The sequence below is a fragment of the Marinimicrobium sp. ARAG 43.8 genome (genome assembly GCF_050113635.1).
In the GTDB taxonomy this organism is placed as follows: Bacteria; Pseudomonadota; Gammaproteobacteria; order Pseudomonadales; family Cellvibrionaceae; genus Marinimicrobium.
Genome location: NZ_JBNJLT010000002.1, coordinates 343945 through 359624, shown reverse-complemented (window position 1 = coordinate 359624; position 15680 = coordinate 343945). Strand labels below are relative to the sequence as shown.

General features: G+C 55.0%; 11 protein-coding genes. 9 read left to right on the top strand and 2 right to left on the bottom strand.

Annotated elements, in window-relative coordinates; genetic code table 11:
• The first annotated feature begins 80 nt into the window (after window positions 1-80).
• The 3 genes from ACQCLF_RS06850 (at window position 81) to ACQCLF_RS06840 (ending at window position 5026) form a co-directional block, all read left to right on the top strand.
• On the top strand, window positions 81-1031 hold the full coding sequence (locus ACQCLF_RS06850; RefSeq protein WP_426985578.1) for a DMT family transporter: 951 nt from the start codon (window positions 81-83) through the stop codon (window positions 1029-1031).
• A 100-nt stretch (window positions 1032-1131) separates the two neighbouring features.
• Entirely contained in the window at window positions 1132-1911 is a 780-nt protein-coding gene (gene agaR / locus ACQCLF_RS06845; protein WP_426985576.1) for a transcriptional repressor AgaR, read from the top strand.
• A gap of 349 nt (window positions 1912-2260) precedes the next feature.
• Window positions 2261-5026: a TonB-dependent receptor gene (locus tag ACQCLF_RS06840; RefSeq protein ID WP_426985575.1), complete on the top strand. Its 2766-nt coding sequence runs from the start codon at window positions 2261-2263 to the stop codon at window positions 5024-5026.
• Between the two features lie 171 nt (window positions 5027-5197).
• Here ACQCLF_RS06840 and ACQCLF_RS06835 read toward each other — a convergent pair whose 3' ends face one another.
• Both ACQCLF_RS06835 and ACQCLF_RS06830 read right to left on the bottom strand, forming a co-directional pair.
• On the bottom strand, window positions 5198-6064 hold the full coding sequence (locus ACQCLF_RS06835) for a universal stress protein (protein ID WP_426985573.1): 867 nt from the start codon (window positions 6062-6064) through the stop codon (window positions 5198-5200).
• Window positions 6064-7557, bottom strand: a complete 1494-nt coding sequence (locus ACQCLF_RS06830; protein ID WP_426985571.1) for a SulP family inorganic anion transporter — start codon at window positions 7555-7557, stop codon at window positions 6064-6066. Before ACQCLF_RS06830 ends, ACQCLF_RS06835 begins: the two co-directional genes overlap by 1 nt.
• A 325-nt stretch (window positions 7558-7882) precedes the next feature.
• On the opposite strand from ACQCLF_RS06830, the gene ACQCLF_RS06825 reads away from it, so the two are divergent.
• The 6 genes from ACQCLF_RS06825 (at window position 7883) to ACQCLF_RS06800 (ending at window position 15665) form a co-directional block, all read left to right on the top strand.
• The gene (locus tag ACQCLF_RS06825) at window positions 7883-8200 is read left to right on the top strand and encodes a metalloregulator ArsR/SmtB family transcription factor (RefSeq protein ID WP_426985569.1); all 318 of its coding nucleotides are present in this window, start codon (window positions 7883-7885) and stop codon (window positions 8198-8200) included.
• A gap of 79 nt (window positions 8201-8279) precedes the next feature.
• Entirely contained in the window at window positions 8280-8747 is a 468-nt protein-coding gene (locus tag ACQCLF_RS06820) for an arsenate reductase ArsC (RefSeq protein WP_426985568.1), read from the top strand.
• Window positions 8744-9463, top strand: coding sequence for an arsenical resistance protein ArsH (arsH, locus tag ACQCLF_RS06815; protein ID WP_426985566.1), 720 nt, complete (start codon window positions 8744-8746; stop codon window positions 9461-9463). The genes ACQCLF_RS06820 and arsH overlap by 4 nt, the downstream gene beginning before the upstream one ends.
• Window positions 9464-9488: 25 nt before the next feature.
• A complete protein-coding gene (arsB, locus tag ACQCLF_RS06810; RefSeq protein WP_426985565.1) occupies window positions 9489-10508 on the top strand; it encodes an ACR3 family arsenite efflux transporter in 1020 nt (339 codons plus the stop codon).
• Window positions 10509-10676: 168 nt separating this feature from the next.
• On the top strand, window positions 10677-13478 hold the full coding sequence (locus ACQCLF_RS06805; RefSeq protein WP_426985563.1) for a TonB-dependent receptor: 2802 nt from the start codon (window positions 10677-10679) through the stop codon (window positions 13476-13478).
• 75 nt (window positions 13479-13553) lie between these two features.
• Complete coding sequence (locus ACQCLF_RS06800) at window positions 13554-15665, top strand: metallophosphoesterase (RefSeq protein WP_426985561.1); 2112 nt, start codon at window positions 13554-13556, stop codon at window positions 15663-15665.
• The last annotated feature ends 15 nt before the right edge of the window (window positions 15666-15680 follow it).

Genomic DNA, 15680 nt, shown 5'->3' with positions numbered 1-15680 from the left:
GAAACAGCCTTGAGCGACTGAAACAGCCAATCCAATAATCACCAACAGACAGGCGCGATCGCCAATTGGGGAGTTGAACGATGTCCACGAATCATCTAAACGAAAGTACCGATTATAAAGCGTCTGGTGCCTCCAACGCCTGGCTGGTGTACGCCCTGCTGACGATTGTGTTGTGGGGTGTGTGGGGCGCAACAATCGCGGTGCCCGAGGGTAACAATTTTCCGGCCGAACTGGGTTATATCATGTGGGCTCTGTCCATGCTGATTCCCTCGTCCTTCTCTCTTAAGAAGGTCGGGTGGAAACTGGACGTTAGCCTTGAGGCGGTACTGTATGGCGCCGTCATTGGTTTTCTCGGCGGGGTAGGGCAGCTCATTTTGTACTCCGGGGCTATCGCCAACGGGCCGGCCTATTTGATCTTTCCTATTATTGCGCTTTCGCCGGTTGTCACGATTGTGCTGTCCTTTATTTTTTTGAAGGAGCGGGTGGGGAAAATGGGCGGTGCGGGGATTGTCATCGCTCTGGTGGCGATTCCGTTCCTGAATTATTCGGACGGAAGCGGCACGACGAACAATTCCGCGTGGCTGATCTACGCCATACTGGTCTTTCTGGCGTGGGGCATTCAGGGCTTTTATTTGAAGCAGGCCAATAACCGGGTCAGCGCTGAAAGCATTTTCTTTTACATGGCGCTGACCAGTCTTATGTTGGCGCCAGTGGCGTGGTTTATGACGGAACAACCGCTTCAGGCTAACTGGGGGCTGGACGGTGCCGCCCTGGCCTTCGGCATTGGTTTGCTCAATGCCTTTGGGGCGCTCTTTCTGGTGTATGCGTTCCGGCACGGCAAAGCGATCTTGGTTAGCCCGATGGTGAATTGCCTGCCCCCGATCGTGACGAGTTTGCTCTCGTTGGTGATTTTGCAGGTTCTCCCCACGACCTATGCGGCCGTGGGCATGGTGCTGGCGATTATCTCCGCATTCCTGTTGGTCATGGGAGAGGAAACGGCAGACTTGCCCTCTAAAGACCCATTGAAGTAATACATTTTATTTCATTTCTTTTTCTTTGGCGGGCTGTTTGTTTCACTCTGTGGGCTTCGATGCTATAATGTGTCGATTATATGGCCGGAAGAGATCCGCAATGAGAGACACCAGTTCAAGAAGAGAAAAAATCGTTGGTTTGCTCAGGAGCAATGGCAGCGTTCAGGTTTATCCGCTGGCGGACCGATTCGGAGTGTCGGCGGTTACGATCAGGAAAGACCTGAAATTTCTTGAGCAAAGAGGTGTGGCTTCACGGGCCTATGGCGGCGCGATTCTGAACGAGGTGGTTCCCACTACGGAGAACGCCGTCAACCTCAAACAAAAGCTGAATTTCGAGAAAAAAGGCTCCATTGCCAAGGCGGCCGCAGCGTTTGTAAAAAGTGGCGAGTCCTTGATCCTGGACTCAGGAACGACCACCAATCAAATGGTGCCCTACCTGCGCGATGTTGACGACCTCACCGTCGTGACAAACGACCTGCTGGCAGTCAATCAATTTGCGGATTACGAGAATGTCGAACTGATTGTGCTGGGTGGAACGTTGCGCCGAAAGAGCATGTTTTTCCACGGGCAACAGGCCGAGAAAGCTCTGAAAGAGTTGCATGTTGACAAGCTGTTCCTCGGGGTGGATGGTTTCCATATGCAAAAAGGCGTTACGACGCACTTCGAGCCGGAAGCCACTCTGAATCGGATGATGTGCAGAGCCTCCTCCGAGATTATTGTGGTGACCGATTCCAGCAAGTTTGACAAAATCTGCCTGCACAACATTCTGGAGCCTGCCGAGATCACCCGGTTGATCACGGACGATGGTATTCCCCAGGAATATTACGATGGACTGGTCAGCATGGGGATTGACGTGATCGTTGTCCCGTCAGATGCCTGACGCCAGAACGCCCTTCTGATAGACGCCGATCCGATCCATCACGGTCGGCGCCCCCTGTTTGCTTCCCCCGCGTTGCGTGTGTTGTCGTTATGCGATGAATCTCACGTAGATGTGATGCCCCACCTCTTGACCTCTCGTGGGGCAGTTCTCTGAAAATTGTTTCAATGTGGTGCTTCTGGCGCAAAACTGAGAAAGTTTTCAGTTTTTTATCTTTCAGTTTATTGTTTTATGCTTAAAAATATCCCATTTTAGCCGCTTTTTATATTGACAATGATATTTTGTGGTTTCATTATATTTCCATGGGTGCCGATGTGCGCGCCCTCATAGTCAATGACAAGCGGGGAGTATCATGAACACGACAGTAACCTCTAGGAAAACGTTAATCGGCAGGAAAACGCTAATAGGGGCCATTATCGGAGCGCTGTCTCAGGGCGCTGTTTCTCAGGGCGCGATGCCACAAGATGAAAGCGACTATGCCGCGCTGGAAGAAGTTGTGGTCACTGGGGTGCGGGGCAGCCTTTCAAAGTCTTTGGATTTGAAGCAAGAGGCCACTTCCATTGTGGACTCCATTAACGCCGAAGAGCTGGGGCGGTTCCCGGATGATAACGTCGCGGATTCGCTGTCCCATATTTCCGGTGTAACGGTGAGTCGCACCCGGAACGGTGAAGCGCAATATGTGAATATCCGTGGTCTGGGGCCGGAGTTCAGTATTGTGACGCTGAATGACCGAATCCTGGCTACCGACGATGGTGGGCGGAACTTCGCATTCGATGTGATTCCCTCCGAAATGATCGGCGGTGCGGATGTCTGGAAGTCCGTGGAAGCGAATCACGAAGAGGGCAGCATCGGTGGTGCGGTGAATCTGCGCTCAGTGCGCCCGCTCAGTGATCCAGGAACGAAAGCTATCTTCTCCGGCCAGGCGAACTACAACGACTTGTCCGAAGAAGTGGGCCAAAAATACAACGCCATTTTCAGCACGTCCAATCTGGATGAAACGCTCGGCTTCATCGTCAGCGGTTCGTACGCCACGGGCAACGAACGCGCTGATGATATGTACGATAACTATTACTTTGGTGTGGATGACGAGCGCTCCTACGATGTCAATGGTGACGGCGAGATTTCCGAGAACGAAACCAACCTGGTCATGCCCGGCTCGTACGCGCTTGGCTCTTACGCCACGGATTTTGAAAGAACCGGCGTAACGTCCGCGATTCAGTGGCGGCCGAGCGACCGTGTGGAAATTGTGGCGGATATGTTGTTTACCCGTCTTGAGGCTGATTCCACGGGTTTTTCCCAGTCGTTTTACATGGAAGAGTATCCCGGCCGCTGGAGCAACATTGTCATGGACGGCAATGTCATTACGGAGCTGGACGTCGAAGAACTGGCCATGGAAGTGGTCACGCTGGATGAGCACCGCACCGTGGACACTTCTCTGTTCGGTATCAACGGCAAATTCGACGTGACCGACGATCTGACCCTGAACGCCGACTTGTATCGCTCTAAATCCACCCGGGATTCCGGCGGCAAGAATACGTATGTGGTGGCTGGTGCACCCGGGCCAAATACCGGTCATTTTAAGCTCAATAAAGGCGGCCTGCCCGACTTCGAGCCGCAGTGGACAGAGGGGCGCGCTTCCACCGATTTCGATAACACGGATTTTGCTCCGCACTGGGCGGCGAGAAATGGCAGTGACATTGAAGACACTATTACCGGTTTTAAACTGGATGGTGACTGGGGGCAGAATTTCGGTGTAGAGGCTATCTCCAATATTCAGTTCGGTGTTGCTGTAACGCGTCGTGAAAAATCCAACCAGGCGATTGATAACGAGTTGCTGGGGGCGTGTAACTATTGTGACTATCCGTTTACGTTTGCCGATGTTGGTGTGGACGTGGTCCGTGACTTCCCCTACGACAATTTCTTTGACGGTGAGGCCGGAAACTTCCCGCGCGCATTCCCGATATTTGATATTCCTTCTTACGCCGAGGCGCTGAAGGCATCGGATGGGAAAACGTTGGTGTCCTATAACGGCACCGAGAGAACATTTGGCGAAAACGAATCAGAACTGTGGGAACCGGTGCCTAATCCGGTTAACTCCTACATTATTACCGAGGATACTCAAGCGGCTTTCCTCCAGGTTAACTTTGAGCGTGACGCCTGGTTCGGCAACATCGGTGGCCGACTGGTGCATACCAGCGTTGATTCCGCCTACGCCTATAACGCGATTGAGTCTATCGAAGTCGTTGATCCGGATGTACCGAACCCGCAGTGGATTGTTGAGTACAGCGAGGCAACGCCGGCGGTGGGCAAAGGCAGCTATACGAAATTCCTGCCCTCTGCCAACCTCGGTGTGTACCTGGCCGAAGACCTGATTCTCAGAGGGGCGCTGGCCCAGTCCATGTCCCGCCCCACGCTTGATCAATTGGCGCCACTGACGACAGACAATGCGCAGTCCGGTGTGTTCACCATGGCGATCAGCGGCAACGCTGAAATTGAGCCGGTATATTCCGACCAGGCCGACTTGTCTCTTGAGTGGTATTTTGCACCGGACAGTGCTCTGACCGGTGCTGTGTTCTGGAAAGACCTGGATGGTTTTATTACCCAGAGCACGCGGCGGGAAGAAATCGCTGGCGAACGTTTTATGATTACTCAGCCGATCAATGGCGACACGGCGAAAGTGCTGGGTTTTGAAGTCAGTGCGCAAACGTTCTTCGACAACGGCCTGGGTTTGACCGCGAGCTACTCGTATACCGATACCGAAGCGACGGTGGATGGCATGGATGTGGGAGCGCTGCCGGGCGTAGCCGATACCGCCTACTCAGTGTCTGTTATCTATGAGAATGATCGGTTGAGTGCCCAGTTGGCGATGGACTACAGCAGTGATTATGTGGTCGACTCATACAGTCCCTTGGGGGATGACTATCAGACCTACATGGAAGAGTTGTACATGGTCACCGCCTCCGTGCGCTACGACCTTTTTGACAATACACAGATTTTTGTCGAAGGGTTGAACCTGGCAAACGAGTCCAACCGAAGCTTTCAGGGCCGTGATGACCTGCCCTCATCCATCCAGGTGTTTGGCCGTACGGTCAACATGGGTGTCCGCCTGAGCTTCTAAATCATCATCGCGCAAAGGGAATTGCGTGTGTTGTATCACCCATGCAGAGCGCTGCTATCACCCATGCAGAGCGCTGCATGGAACCGTCTCAACAGTGTTGAGGTCTCTCTCCTCTAGGCAGGTTCGCCTGCATTTTCAGCCCCGCTTTCTACGGAAAGGGGGCTTTTTTCGTTAGCGCAACAGTAGCAGTGGGATGCGCGCTTGCAGCAGCATTTTCAGGGTAAAGCTGCCCAGCAAAATATCCCGCAGGCGGCTGTGGCCAAATGAGCCCATCACAATCATCTGAATCGCGTGTTGCTGTTGGTATTTCAGTAACTCCACTTCGGCCACACCGTGCAGCAACGAGCTGACGACCGTCAGTCCAGCGTCGGCCAGGCGTTGCTCGGCCTTGTCCAGCAGCGCGGCCGTGCTGGAGTCTTTGGCAGTTACCTGCACCAAGTGACAATGCATGCCTTTATACAGCGGGCTGGTACACAGCATATCCAGCGCCTTTTGCGCCGCCTGGCTGCCATCATAGGCCAGCATGATGCGGTCCGGTCGCTCAAACGCGTGGTTTACCACCAGAATGGGCTTGTGGAGCGAGCGAATGACAGTCTCAATCTGCGTGCCCAGTTTATGAGGCTGGTGTTCGTGGGTTTCACCCCGTACGCCGAGCACGAGCACGCGGATATTGTCCTCCAGCTCGATCAGGGTTTCCGTCAAGCCGCCGTGTCGCTGGCACAGGATGGCCTGTTCGACGCCTTGCTGGCGAGCGCGTTGCGCGGCCTCTTCCAGCATCTGTTTGCCTTGCTCAAGCAGGATGCGGCTGCGCTTGGCTTCAATCTCGGTCAACTCTTCAAGCAGCTGTTGCTGACTGCCCAGGCCAATACTGCCACTCAAGCTGGTGGCGGCGGGCGGTTCGCGGTGCTCAATATTGTGCAGTAGCTTGAGAGGTGCCTGTACACGATCAGCAATCCAGGCCGCGTAGTCGGCCACGGCTCCGCTGATCGCGGAGCCATCAATGCCGGCCAGAACGTGGGGTTGTTGGGGCTGTGTCATTAGTGGCCTCCCATGATCTTGTTGATTGCTTCGGGCTTGTCATGAACACCAAACCGGTCGACGATGGTTTCGCTGGCGTTATTGAGTCCAATCAATGTGACGTTGGCCCCCTCCCGCCGGAGCTTGATCACCACCTTATCGAGGGCGTTCACCGCCGAGACATCCCAGAAGTGCGCCCGGTGCAAATCGATCACCACGTTATCGACGGCTTCCCTGAAGTCGAAACTCTGGCTGAATTTGTCCGCCGAGTTGAAAAACACCTGACCCATAACGTTATAGGTACGGGTGTTTCCATCGTCGCTCAGTTCGCTGTCAACATACATGAAGTGGCTCACTTTGTTGGCGAAGAACAGCGCGGCGAGCAAAACTCCCACGAAAACGCCCAGTGCCAGGTTATGGGTGGAGACGGTCACTACCACCGTTGCCAGCATACTGATGTTATAAGACAGCGGATGAGACTGCAGGTTGCGAACGGAGTCCCAGTTAAACGTGCCAATGGAGACCATGATCATTACGGCGACCAACGCTGCCATGGGAATCAGTTTAATCCAATCGGAAAGAAACACCACCAGAATCAATAGAAACAGGCCTGCGCACAAGGTGGACAAACGCCCGCGCCCGCCGGATTTTACGTTAATGATTGACTGGCCAATCATGGCGCAGCCGGCCATGCCGCCGAGCAGGCCCGAGCCGATATTGGCAATGCCTTGCCCCTTGCACTCCCGGTTTTTGTCGCTGTCGGTATCGGTAAGCTCATCGACAATCGTTGACGTCATTAAGGATTCCAACAAGCCGACCACGGCCAGTGCGGCGGAGTAGGGGAAAATAATGGCCAGTGTTTCGAAACTCCACGGCACGTCCGGCCAGAGGAAGATCGGCAGGGTATCGGGCAGGTCGCCTTTGTCGCCCACAGTGGGAATTTCCAGCCCGAGTGCGACCGCTACGGCGGTGAGCGACAGAATGCACACCAGGGGTGACGGGATCACCCGTCCGACTGTTGGCAGATAGGGAAACAGGTAAATAATACCCAGCCCGGCGGCGGTCATGGCGTACATATGCCAGGTGACGCCGGTCAACTCTGGCAGCTGGGCGATAAAAATCAAAATGGCCAATGCGTTGACGAACCCGGTGACCACGGACCGCGACACAAACGACATAAGCGCCCCGAGCTTGAGGTAGCCCGCAATGATTTGCAGTACCCCGGTCAACAGCGTGGCGGCCAGCAGATACTGAAGGCCATGTTCTTTGACAAGGGTCACCATGAGCAGGGCCATGGCGCCCGTAGCGGCCGAAATCATGCCTGGACGCCCGCCGACAAAAGCAATGATTGTCGCGATACAGAAGGAAGCGTACAGGCCGACCCTTGGGTCCACTTCCGCGATAAGGGAAAATGCGATGGCTTCGGGAATGAGGGCCAGAGCAACGACAACGCCGGCGAGCAAGTCGCCGCGAATGTTGCCCAACCAGTCTTGCTTGGTTGAGTGTAACAACATGAGATATCTCTTGATCTGTAGATAAACGAATGGGGTGACCGAATTCAGGTCGTCCTGCGGTGACGGGCGTCACTGCATAAGAGGCTTGGGAAGCCAGAGAGGGAAATGCTTAGGGTGGAGTTATCAACACAATGGGTAGCCGGTATGCCGCTTGGAAAAGGCTGGCATGATACCGGCTCGGCGAGCGGTGTACAAGTTGGGGGGGGGGGCGGGGTTCGCTCGAATGGCGGGAGGCGTAGGCATGCCAGGTGGGGAGGCAGGTGGTGATATTTGACATATTCGAATTTTCATATATATTGAAAACCATATGTTTGGGGAGGTACAAATGTCGCCATTGACCTTTTTTAAATGCCTGGCGGACGACACCCGTTTGAAAGCGCTGTTACTGATCAATCTGAAGCAGGAGCTGTGTGTGTGTGAGTTACAGGCAGCGTTGCAGTTGAGCCAGCCCAAAGTGTCCCGGCATCTCGCGGCTCTGCGGCAATGCGAGCTTTTGGAAGCGGAGCGTCGCGGGAAGTGGATGTATTACCGGCTGGCACCGTCGTTGCCTCAGTGGGCGGTGGATGTGCTTTCCGCCACCGCCAGAAGTAACGCCCCTTATTTGAAAGCGTGTCTGAAAACACTCGACGATTACGGTTGTTAACCGGGTGAGCCACGTGAGTGATTGTATTGCACGGGGTGTAGTTAACAGGGTTTAGGTGACAGGGTTTATGGAGCAGAGTATGAAGATTCTATATATATGTACGCACAATCGCTGCCGTAGCATTTTATCGGAAGCCGTGACCAATCACCGCTCCGGCGGGCGGGTGATCGCGAGAAGCGCGGGCAGTCAGCCATCTGGAGAGGTTCATCCGCTTTCGTTGCGTTATCTGGCAGAGGCCGGTATCTCTACGGACGGATTGAAGAGCCAGTCCTGGGATGAGCTGGAGGCATTTGCGCCAGATGTTGTGGTGACCGTGTGCGACTCGGCGGCCGGGGAGACCTGCCCGGTCTGGTTCGGAAACGCCATCAAGATACATTGGGGGCTGGAAGATCCATCGCGACTGGAGGGTTCCGGTGAGGTGGTGGCGGAGGCCTTTAGAGCGACCATTCGCGAGATCGAGAGCCGGGTGGAGACGCTGGTGGCTATCGCCTCCACGGAACCAGACCACTGGGCGGACGCTTTACGCAAGCTGGAAGTTGAATCATGAGCATCGACGACTTAACGCTGCCTAACCTGGACACAGAGCAATTTTCCGTGCCCGACGTGGAGTCCTTTAATGCATCGCTCTCCACGCATAAGCCGCGATTCCTGCTGTTGTACGGCTCATTGCGGGAACGCTCATACAGTCGCCTGGTGATTGAAGAGTGCGCTCGCCTACTGACGCGTATGGGGGCAGAGGTCAGGGTTTTCGACCCGGCTGGGCTACCCTTGCCGGACAGCGAAGAAGACACGCACCCGAAAGTTCGGGAGCTGCGGGAGTTGATGATCTGGTCCGAAGGTCAGGTGTGGTGCTCCCCCGAGCGTCATGGTGCCATGACTGCCATCATGAAGGCCCAAATTGACTGGGTGCCCTTGTCGCTGGGGGCCGTGCGACCGACCCAGGGTAAGACGCTAGCGGTGATGCAGGTGTGTGGCGGCTCCCAGTCGTTCAATGTGGTGAACCAACTGCGTGTGCTCGGGCGCTGGATGCGCATGTTGACCATTCCCAACCAGTCTTCAGTGGCGAAAGCCTTCCTGGAGTTTGAGGAAGACGGGCGCATGAAACCGTCCGGCTTTTACAACCGCATCGTTGATGTGATGGAAGAGCTGATGAAATTCACGTTACTGACTCGCGATCATAGCGAGTACCTGGTGGATCGCTACTCCGAGCGAGTCGAGAGTGCCGAACAGCTAATGCAGCGGGTCCAACAACGATCCCTTTGAATGCCAAAATGGGCGGGAGATAAAGATGGGAGTGTTTGAACGTTTTCTTTCGATGTGGGTGGCCTTGGGCATTATTGGTGGTCTGGTGCTGGGGAGCCTTTTTCCGGAGATCTTTTCCCAGATCGCCGCGCTGGAGTACGCGAGGGTGAACCTCGTTGTGGCCGTGCTGATCTGGTTCATGATTTACCCAATGATGATTCAGGTTGATTTCTCGTCCTTGAAGTCCGTCGGGAAAAACCCGCGAGGCCTGATATTGACGCTGGTTATCAACTGGTTGATCAAGCCGTTCACAATGGCGGGGTTGGGTTGGCTTTTCTTCAAGGTTCTGTTTGCTCCCTGGGTAGACCCTCAATCGGCCAATGAATATATTGCCGGGATGATCCTTTTGGGAGTGGCACCCTGCACCGCGATGGTGTTTATCTGGAGCCAACTGACCAAGGGCGATGCTAACTACACTCTGGTACAAGTGTCGCTGAATGACGTGATTATGATTTTCGCTTTTGCACCCATCGCGGCTTTTTTGCTGGGTGTCAGCGATATTGAGGTGCCGTGGCAAACGCTGTTGTTATCCGTGCTTCTGTATGTCGCGCTGCCTCTGGTGGCTGGAGCTTTAACGCGCAAATGGCTCGATAAGGGGGACGACCATCACCGGTTGGAGCAATTTCTGACGACCCTGAAACCCTGGTCGATTATGGGTTTGCTGGCAACTGTTTTGCTGCTGTTCGGCTTTCAGGCGCAAACTATTCTGGATCAGCCTTTGGTGATTGGTTTGATTGCGGTGCCGCTGTTGATTCAAACCTATGGCATCTTTGCCATTGCCTATATGGCGGCGCGGAAAATGCGCCTTGCGCACAATGTGGCGGCACCGGCCTGCATGATCAGCACGTCCAACTTCTTCGAACTGGCGGTTGCGGTGGCGATTTCCCTGTTTGGTCTTAACTCCGGCGCGGCGCTGGCCACTGTGGTCGGCGTGCTGGTAGAGGTTCCCGTCATGTTATCGCTGGTCGCCTTTGCAAACCGAACGCGACACTGGTTCGAACACTAACTCAACCCCGACCTCCTGTTTCGGCGGGCGTCCGCCTGCCGTCGTTTTCACCGTCACAGTAACGTCACCTCGCTGTCACAATTAGCCTTTAGTCTGTGCGCACTTTTCAAAGGCGCCCCATGGAACTGTTCCAACGGTGCCGCGTGTTCATAGACTGAGGTATGTAGTATGTCGTTATTGATGCGTTCACGCGACTGTGTATTTTTCAAAAAAAGCCGGTTGAGCAATGTCATTAAACATTCGGTAGTGGGTGTTGCGCTGGCTTCCGCAAACCTCATGGCGGTGGCTCAAGAGGAACCCCGGGCCATTGAAGAGTTTGTGGTAACGGGCAGCTACGCCAAAAGTCTGCAGAGTGCAGCGGAGCTAAAACGCTCTAACGTCGGTTTCTCGGACTCCATTCTGGCTACCGATATTGCGGACTTCCCGGAACAGAACCTGGCCGAGGCCCTGCAACGAATTCCCGGCGTCACGATTGAGCGCAACAAGGGCCTGGGCTCTCGCGTGAACGTGCGCAGCCTGCCCACCAACTTTACGCACGTGTCTATTAACGACCTGGCGACCGCCTCTGGCAGTGGTGGCCGCGATGTAGAGTTTGACATCTTTGCCTCCGAAATCATTCAAAGCGTGACCGTTCAGAAGTCCCCGACGGCGGCCGATGAAGAAGGTGGTATTGCGGGGTCTGTGGACATCCGCACGGCCCGTCCTTTTGATTACGATGAGCGTCAGATCGTTGTTTCAGCCGAGGGTGCCTACAACTCAATTTCGGAGGAGACTGATCCGAAATTCGCCTTTCTCGCCAGCGATACGTTTGGGGATTGGGGCGCATTGGTCTCTGTCGCCAGCAGCCAGCGAACCAACCGCACCGACTCCAACTCCGGCGTGGACTTCCGTCCGTTGTCCCGGTGGCTTGAAAAATCCGGCGATTCTCAATTTCAGTCTGACCAGGCGGCCGCTGTGCTGGAACGTGACACCGGTGTGGTCATTAACGACCGTACCGACAGTGATGAAACATCGCGCGTGGTGTTCATCAATAAGGTGGGTGACCGCGCTTACCTGAATGATCAGGACAAGCTTGGCGCGACAGCGTCGCTTCAGTATCAGCCGAGCAACAGTTTCAACCTCGTGTTCGATGCGATGGTGGGCCGTTACGACAGCGATGAAGACGAATACGATGCGGCTGCTTATTCAGCGTCCAGCATCAGCACCCTTGAAACGGTGCACGCCTATGACGACACGACACTGGCAGAGCACGGGCTGGTGGTGCTGACGGACGCCTCCTATGCCGATACTCAGCACGAATTGCTGAGCAAGGAAAACAACAGCCGTACCGACTATAGCCAATACAGTATGGCGATGGAGTGGGATGTTGGCGGCTGGCGAGTGGAAGGCCTGTTGGGGCTGTCCAGTGCCGAGAAGGAACTGGAAACCACTAACTTGAAACACACCGCTTACGCGCCTTCACGCACTCGATTCACGGCCACCGGTGGTGAAACCATACCGAGCGATAGTTCCGATACCATCGATATGTACAACTCACCGGAGTCGTACATTTTTGATTACTACGATGTCAGTAACGAAGTGATCAACGATGACAAGTACGCGGCACAGTTGGACTTCTCCTATCCGACTCAGTGGACCGGGTTTTCTGCTTTGTCGGAAATTCAGTTTGGCGTTCGTTACACCGACAAGTCCAAAGACCGCAACCGTGGTGAAACCCGTGTTGAAGGGCCGGAAGAGGGCGATTCCTCCTGGAGCCGTTCGCGCATTCTGACCGACAGTGAATTGCAGGTGGTCACTGACATGGTGCCGGGAGGTCGTTACTTGCCGGAAGACGACCGCAACATTTCCTGGGCGCAGGTGCCGAACAGCTACGCGCGCTCGGAATTCCGTTACCCGGGGTTTGCTGTGAACTTCGCCGAAAGCGAGTTCTATCAAGTGGATGAAGAAGTGCTCAGCCTGTATGCCATGGCCGACTTTGATTTCCATATCGGCCCGTGGCCAACCACCGCGAATGTGGGAGTGCGGTCGGTAGATACCGAAGTGCTGTCGTTTGGCTATCAGCAGGTTCAATCAGACGACGGCAGCCTGGGCTACACCGCAGAGCCGGTATCGAAAAAGGGCGATTACTCGGATGTGCTGCCCAGCCTGAACATGACCGTGGACCTGGCCGAAAACCTGATGCTCAGAGCGGCCGCTTCGCAAACGCTGATTCGTCCGGCACTGGGTGACATCGCCTACAAGCGCAGTGTCAGCCTGAGTGAATTCAAGTATTTTGATGGCAACCCCGATCTCGAACCGACGTATGCCGACCAGTGGGAGTTGGGTCTGGAGTGGTATCCGGTGAGCGGTGGTGTGCTGTCGGCCTCTTATTTCGAGAAGGAAATCGAAGGCGTTGTTCGCGAGGAACTGACGGGGCAGGCGCCGGATGTCATTAAGTACAATGCCGACGGCACCCTGGACGGCACCTACGATTTCGATATCTACCAGAAAGTGAACGCCGAAGGCTCTTACGATGTCTCCGGGGTGGAGTTGGTCGCGCAGTTTTCGCTGGGTATTCTGTCCGAAACGCTGGCGGATTTCGGTGTTAACTCCAACCTGACGTTGCTGGACAGTTCACTGACGGGGGCTTCTGACCTGGGTATTCCCACCGCGCCGGAAGGGCTTGCCGATAAGACTTACAACCTGACGTTCTACTACGACAACAGCACGGTTGATGCCCGTCTTTCCTACAACTATAAAGACGAATATGTTGAGTCAATCGGGTACAGCATGTATCCGGTGTACCGCGACGCTTACGGGCAGCTGGATTTCTCGGCCGGTTATCGCATTAACGACAACCTTAAGGTGACGCTGGATGCGATCAACGTTACGGACGAGGCGACCAAGGGTTATACGATGAACGAGGCGTTCCCCACGATGTACGAGTTTTCAGGGAGACGCATCAGTTTAGGTGTTCGAGCCAGCTTCTAGGTGTGACAAAGCGCCCTGCGGGGCGCTTTTTTATATCAGGGCTCTGTGTTGAGCGGGGCGTGATGGTATGGTGGGATGTTGTTACGACGATGGTGTGAGGTAAACGCGTTGATCCGGAATTTTCTAAATCAGGTGGTTGGTAAGTGTGGCTCGTTGATGCTTTTGGGGCTGCTGGGTGCTTGCACCGCTCCCCAGGAGACGGTGGATGAGTCCGAGCCAGTCGCCATCGCTTTTATGCCTGATATCCACTTCCACGATATCTACGGCGACTTCCAGGACGGCTCGTTTGCGGGGTTGCACAGCGAAAGCACGGGCCTCAATGCCACGATGCGAACCATGCAGGCGCAGCTGCACTCCACTCGACTGTTTAATGAAAATTACTTTGCGTTGCTGGCAGCGCTGGATGATGCCGCCCGGCGAGGTATCACGCTGGTCGCCCTCCCAGGCGATTTTAGTGATGATGGTCAACCCGTTCATATTCGCGGATTGGCGAAAATTTTCAAACACTATGAGCAGCGTTATGGCATGCGCTTCTTTGCCGCTCCCGGTAATCACGATCCGACGCGGCCATTTACCACCGCTGCGGGTAAAGCCGACTACCTCGGCGAGTCGGGTCGACCCCAGCGGCTTTTTAGCCGGGGCGCTCAGGAATGTGAGGGGTATGGCTCCGAATGGACCGTGCTTGAGGCCGGGTACGCGTTGCCGACGATTTGTACGGAAGAGGTGCGGGAACTGGGTTACCAGCCGATAATGACGGCGCTGTCCGCGTTTGGTTTTTCGCCCTCGGCAAACGATGTGTACTGGGAAACGCCATTTAGTGATTATGCCGGAGAACCCTACTCGCTGCGTGCGGCAAAACAGGCGGCGGCGTATTCACAGCGTCAGTACGAGATTTGTCGCGAGGGCAGTGGCGGAGAGTTCCGGCAGCCGGAGTTTACCGACTGTGCGGCTGTGCCCGATACCAGCTATCTGGTCGAGCCTGTGGAGGGGCTCTGGCTACTGGCCATTGATGCCAATGTCTACTTACCGAAAGGGCGTGACGGGGAAACCTTCGGTCCACTAAACGGTGAGCATTATCACGGCGCTGGTAATGCCGGATACAATAAAGTGCTTACCCATAAACGGCATCTCTTGGCATGGATTGAAGATGTGGTCCGCCGTGCGGAGCGTCAGGGCAAGCGATTGATCGCGTTCAGTCACTACCCCATGACCGAATTTTATGACGGTCAGTCTGACGATATGGCAACGTTCTTTGGTGCCGACAGTCACCAACTGGCCCGACGACCGAGCGCCAGTGTTGGCGAAGTGCTCGCGCAAACGGGATTGAAGATCCATGTGGGCGGACATATGCACATCAACGATACCGGTACTGTGCGCACGAAAGACGGTCACTTCCTGTTCAATATCCAGGCACCCTCTCTGGCGGCGTATATGCCGGGCTACAAGGTGCTTACCGTACAGGGTGAGCATCGCATTGATGTAGAAACCGTCACTCTGGATCAGGTCCCACGTTTTGACGAACTCTTTGAGCATTATGCGCAGGAGTATCGGTACTTGCAGAACGCCGCGCCCGAGAGCGCCTGGGATAAATCCATTCTGGATTCCGATTCCTATCGGGCGTTTACGGAATCTCACCTTCGGCAGCTGACTCAGAAACGTTTTCTGGCTGCGGATTGGCCGGAATCGTTGCGCGAGGTGCTGGCGTCGATTCGCGGACAGGATTGGCTGGTATTGTCGTTCCTGTCCGAAGAGGAGGGTGACGAGACGCCAGTGACTCTGGGTCAATGGCGTGAGCTGACGGACAGTGAAGCGTGGACGCAGGCCCAAGAACGAGCGGCGCTCTACACGGCCCAAAGAGGCATTTTATTTTCCGATTACGGACAGTGGAGCGGAATGGATCTGGCCGTGGATTTCTACCGTGTGCGGAATGCCGGGCATTTGGCGTTATCCGATATCGGGCCTAATCAGCTTTTCCAATATACGCTGCTGGAAGAGCGCTTGCGTGCGCTGTCGGTGCAGCTGGCTGAGAGTGATACCGACAGCGGCCGCATGATGCAGTCGCTTGTGGTGGAGCGTTTGTACCCGGTGTTACGTATTCTGTCCGGGCTGCGCTCGGGTGAGCCGGATGTGAACTTTACGTTGGACACCCATAACGGGGAGTTGATAGTGTCACCGGAGCATAAATAGCATCGTCATTAATAA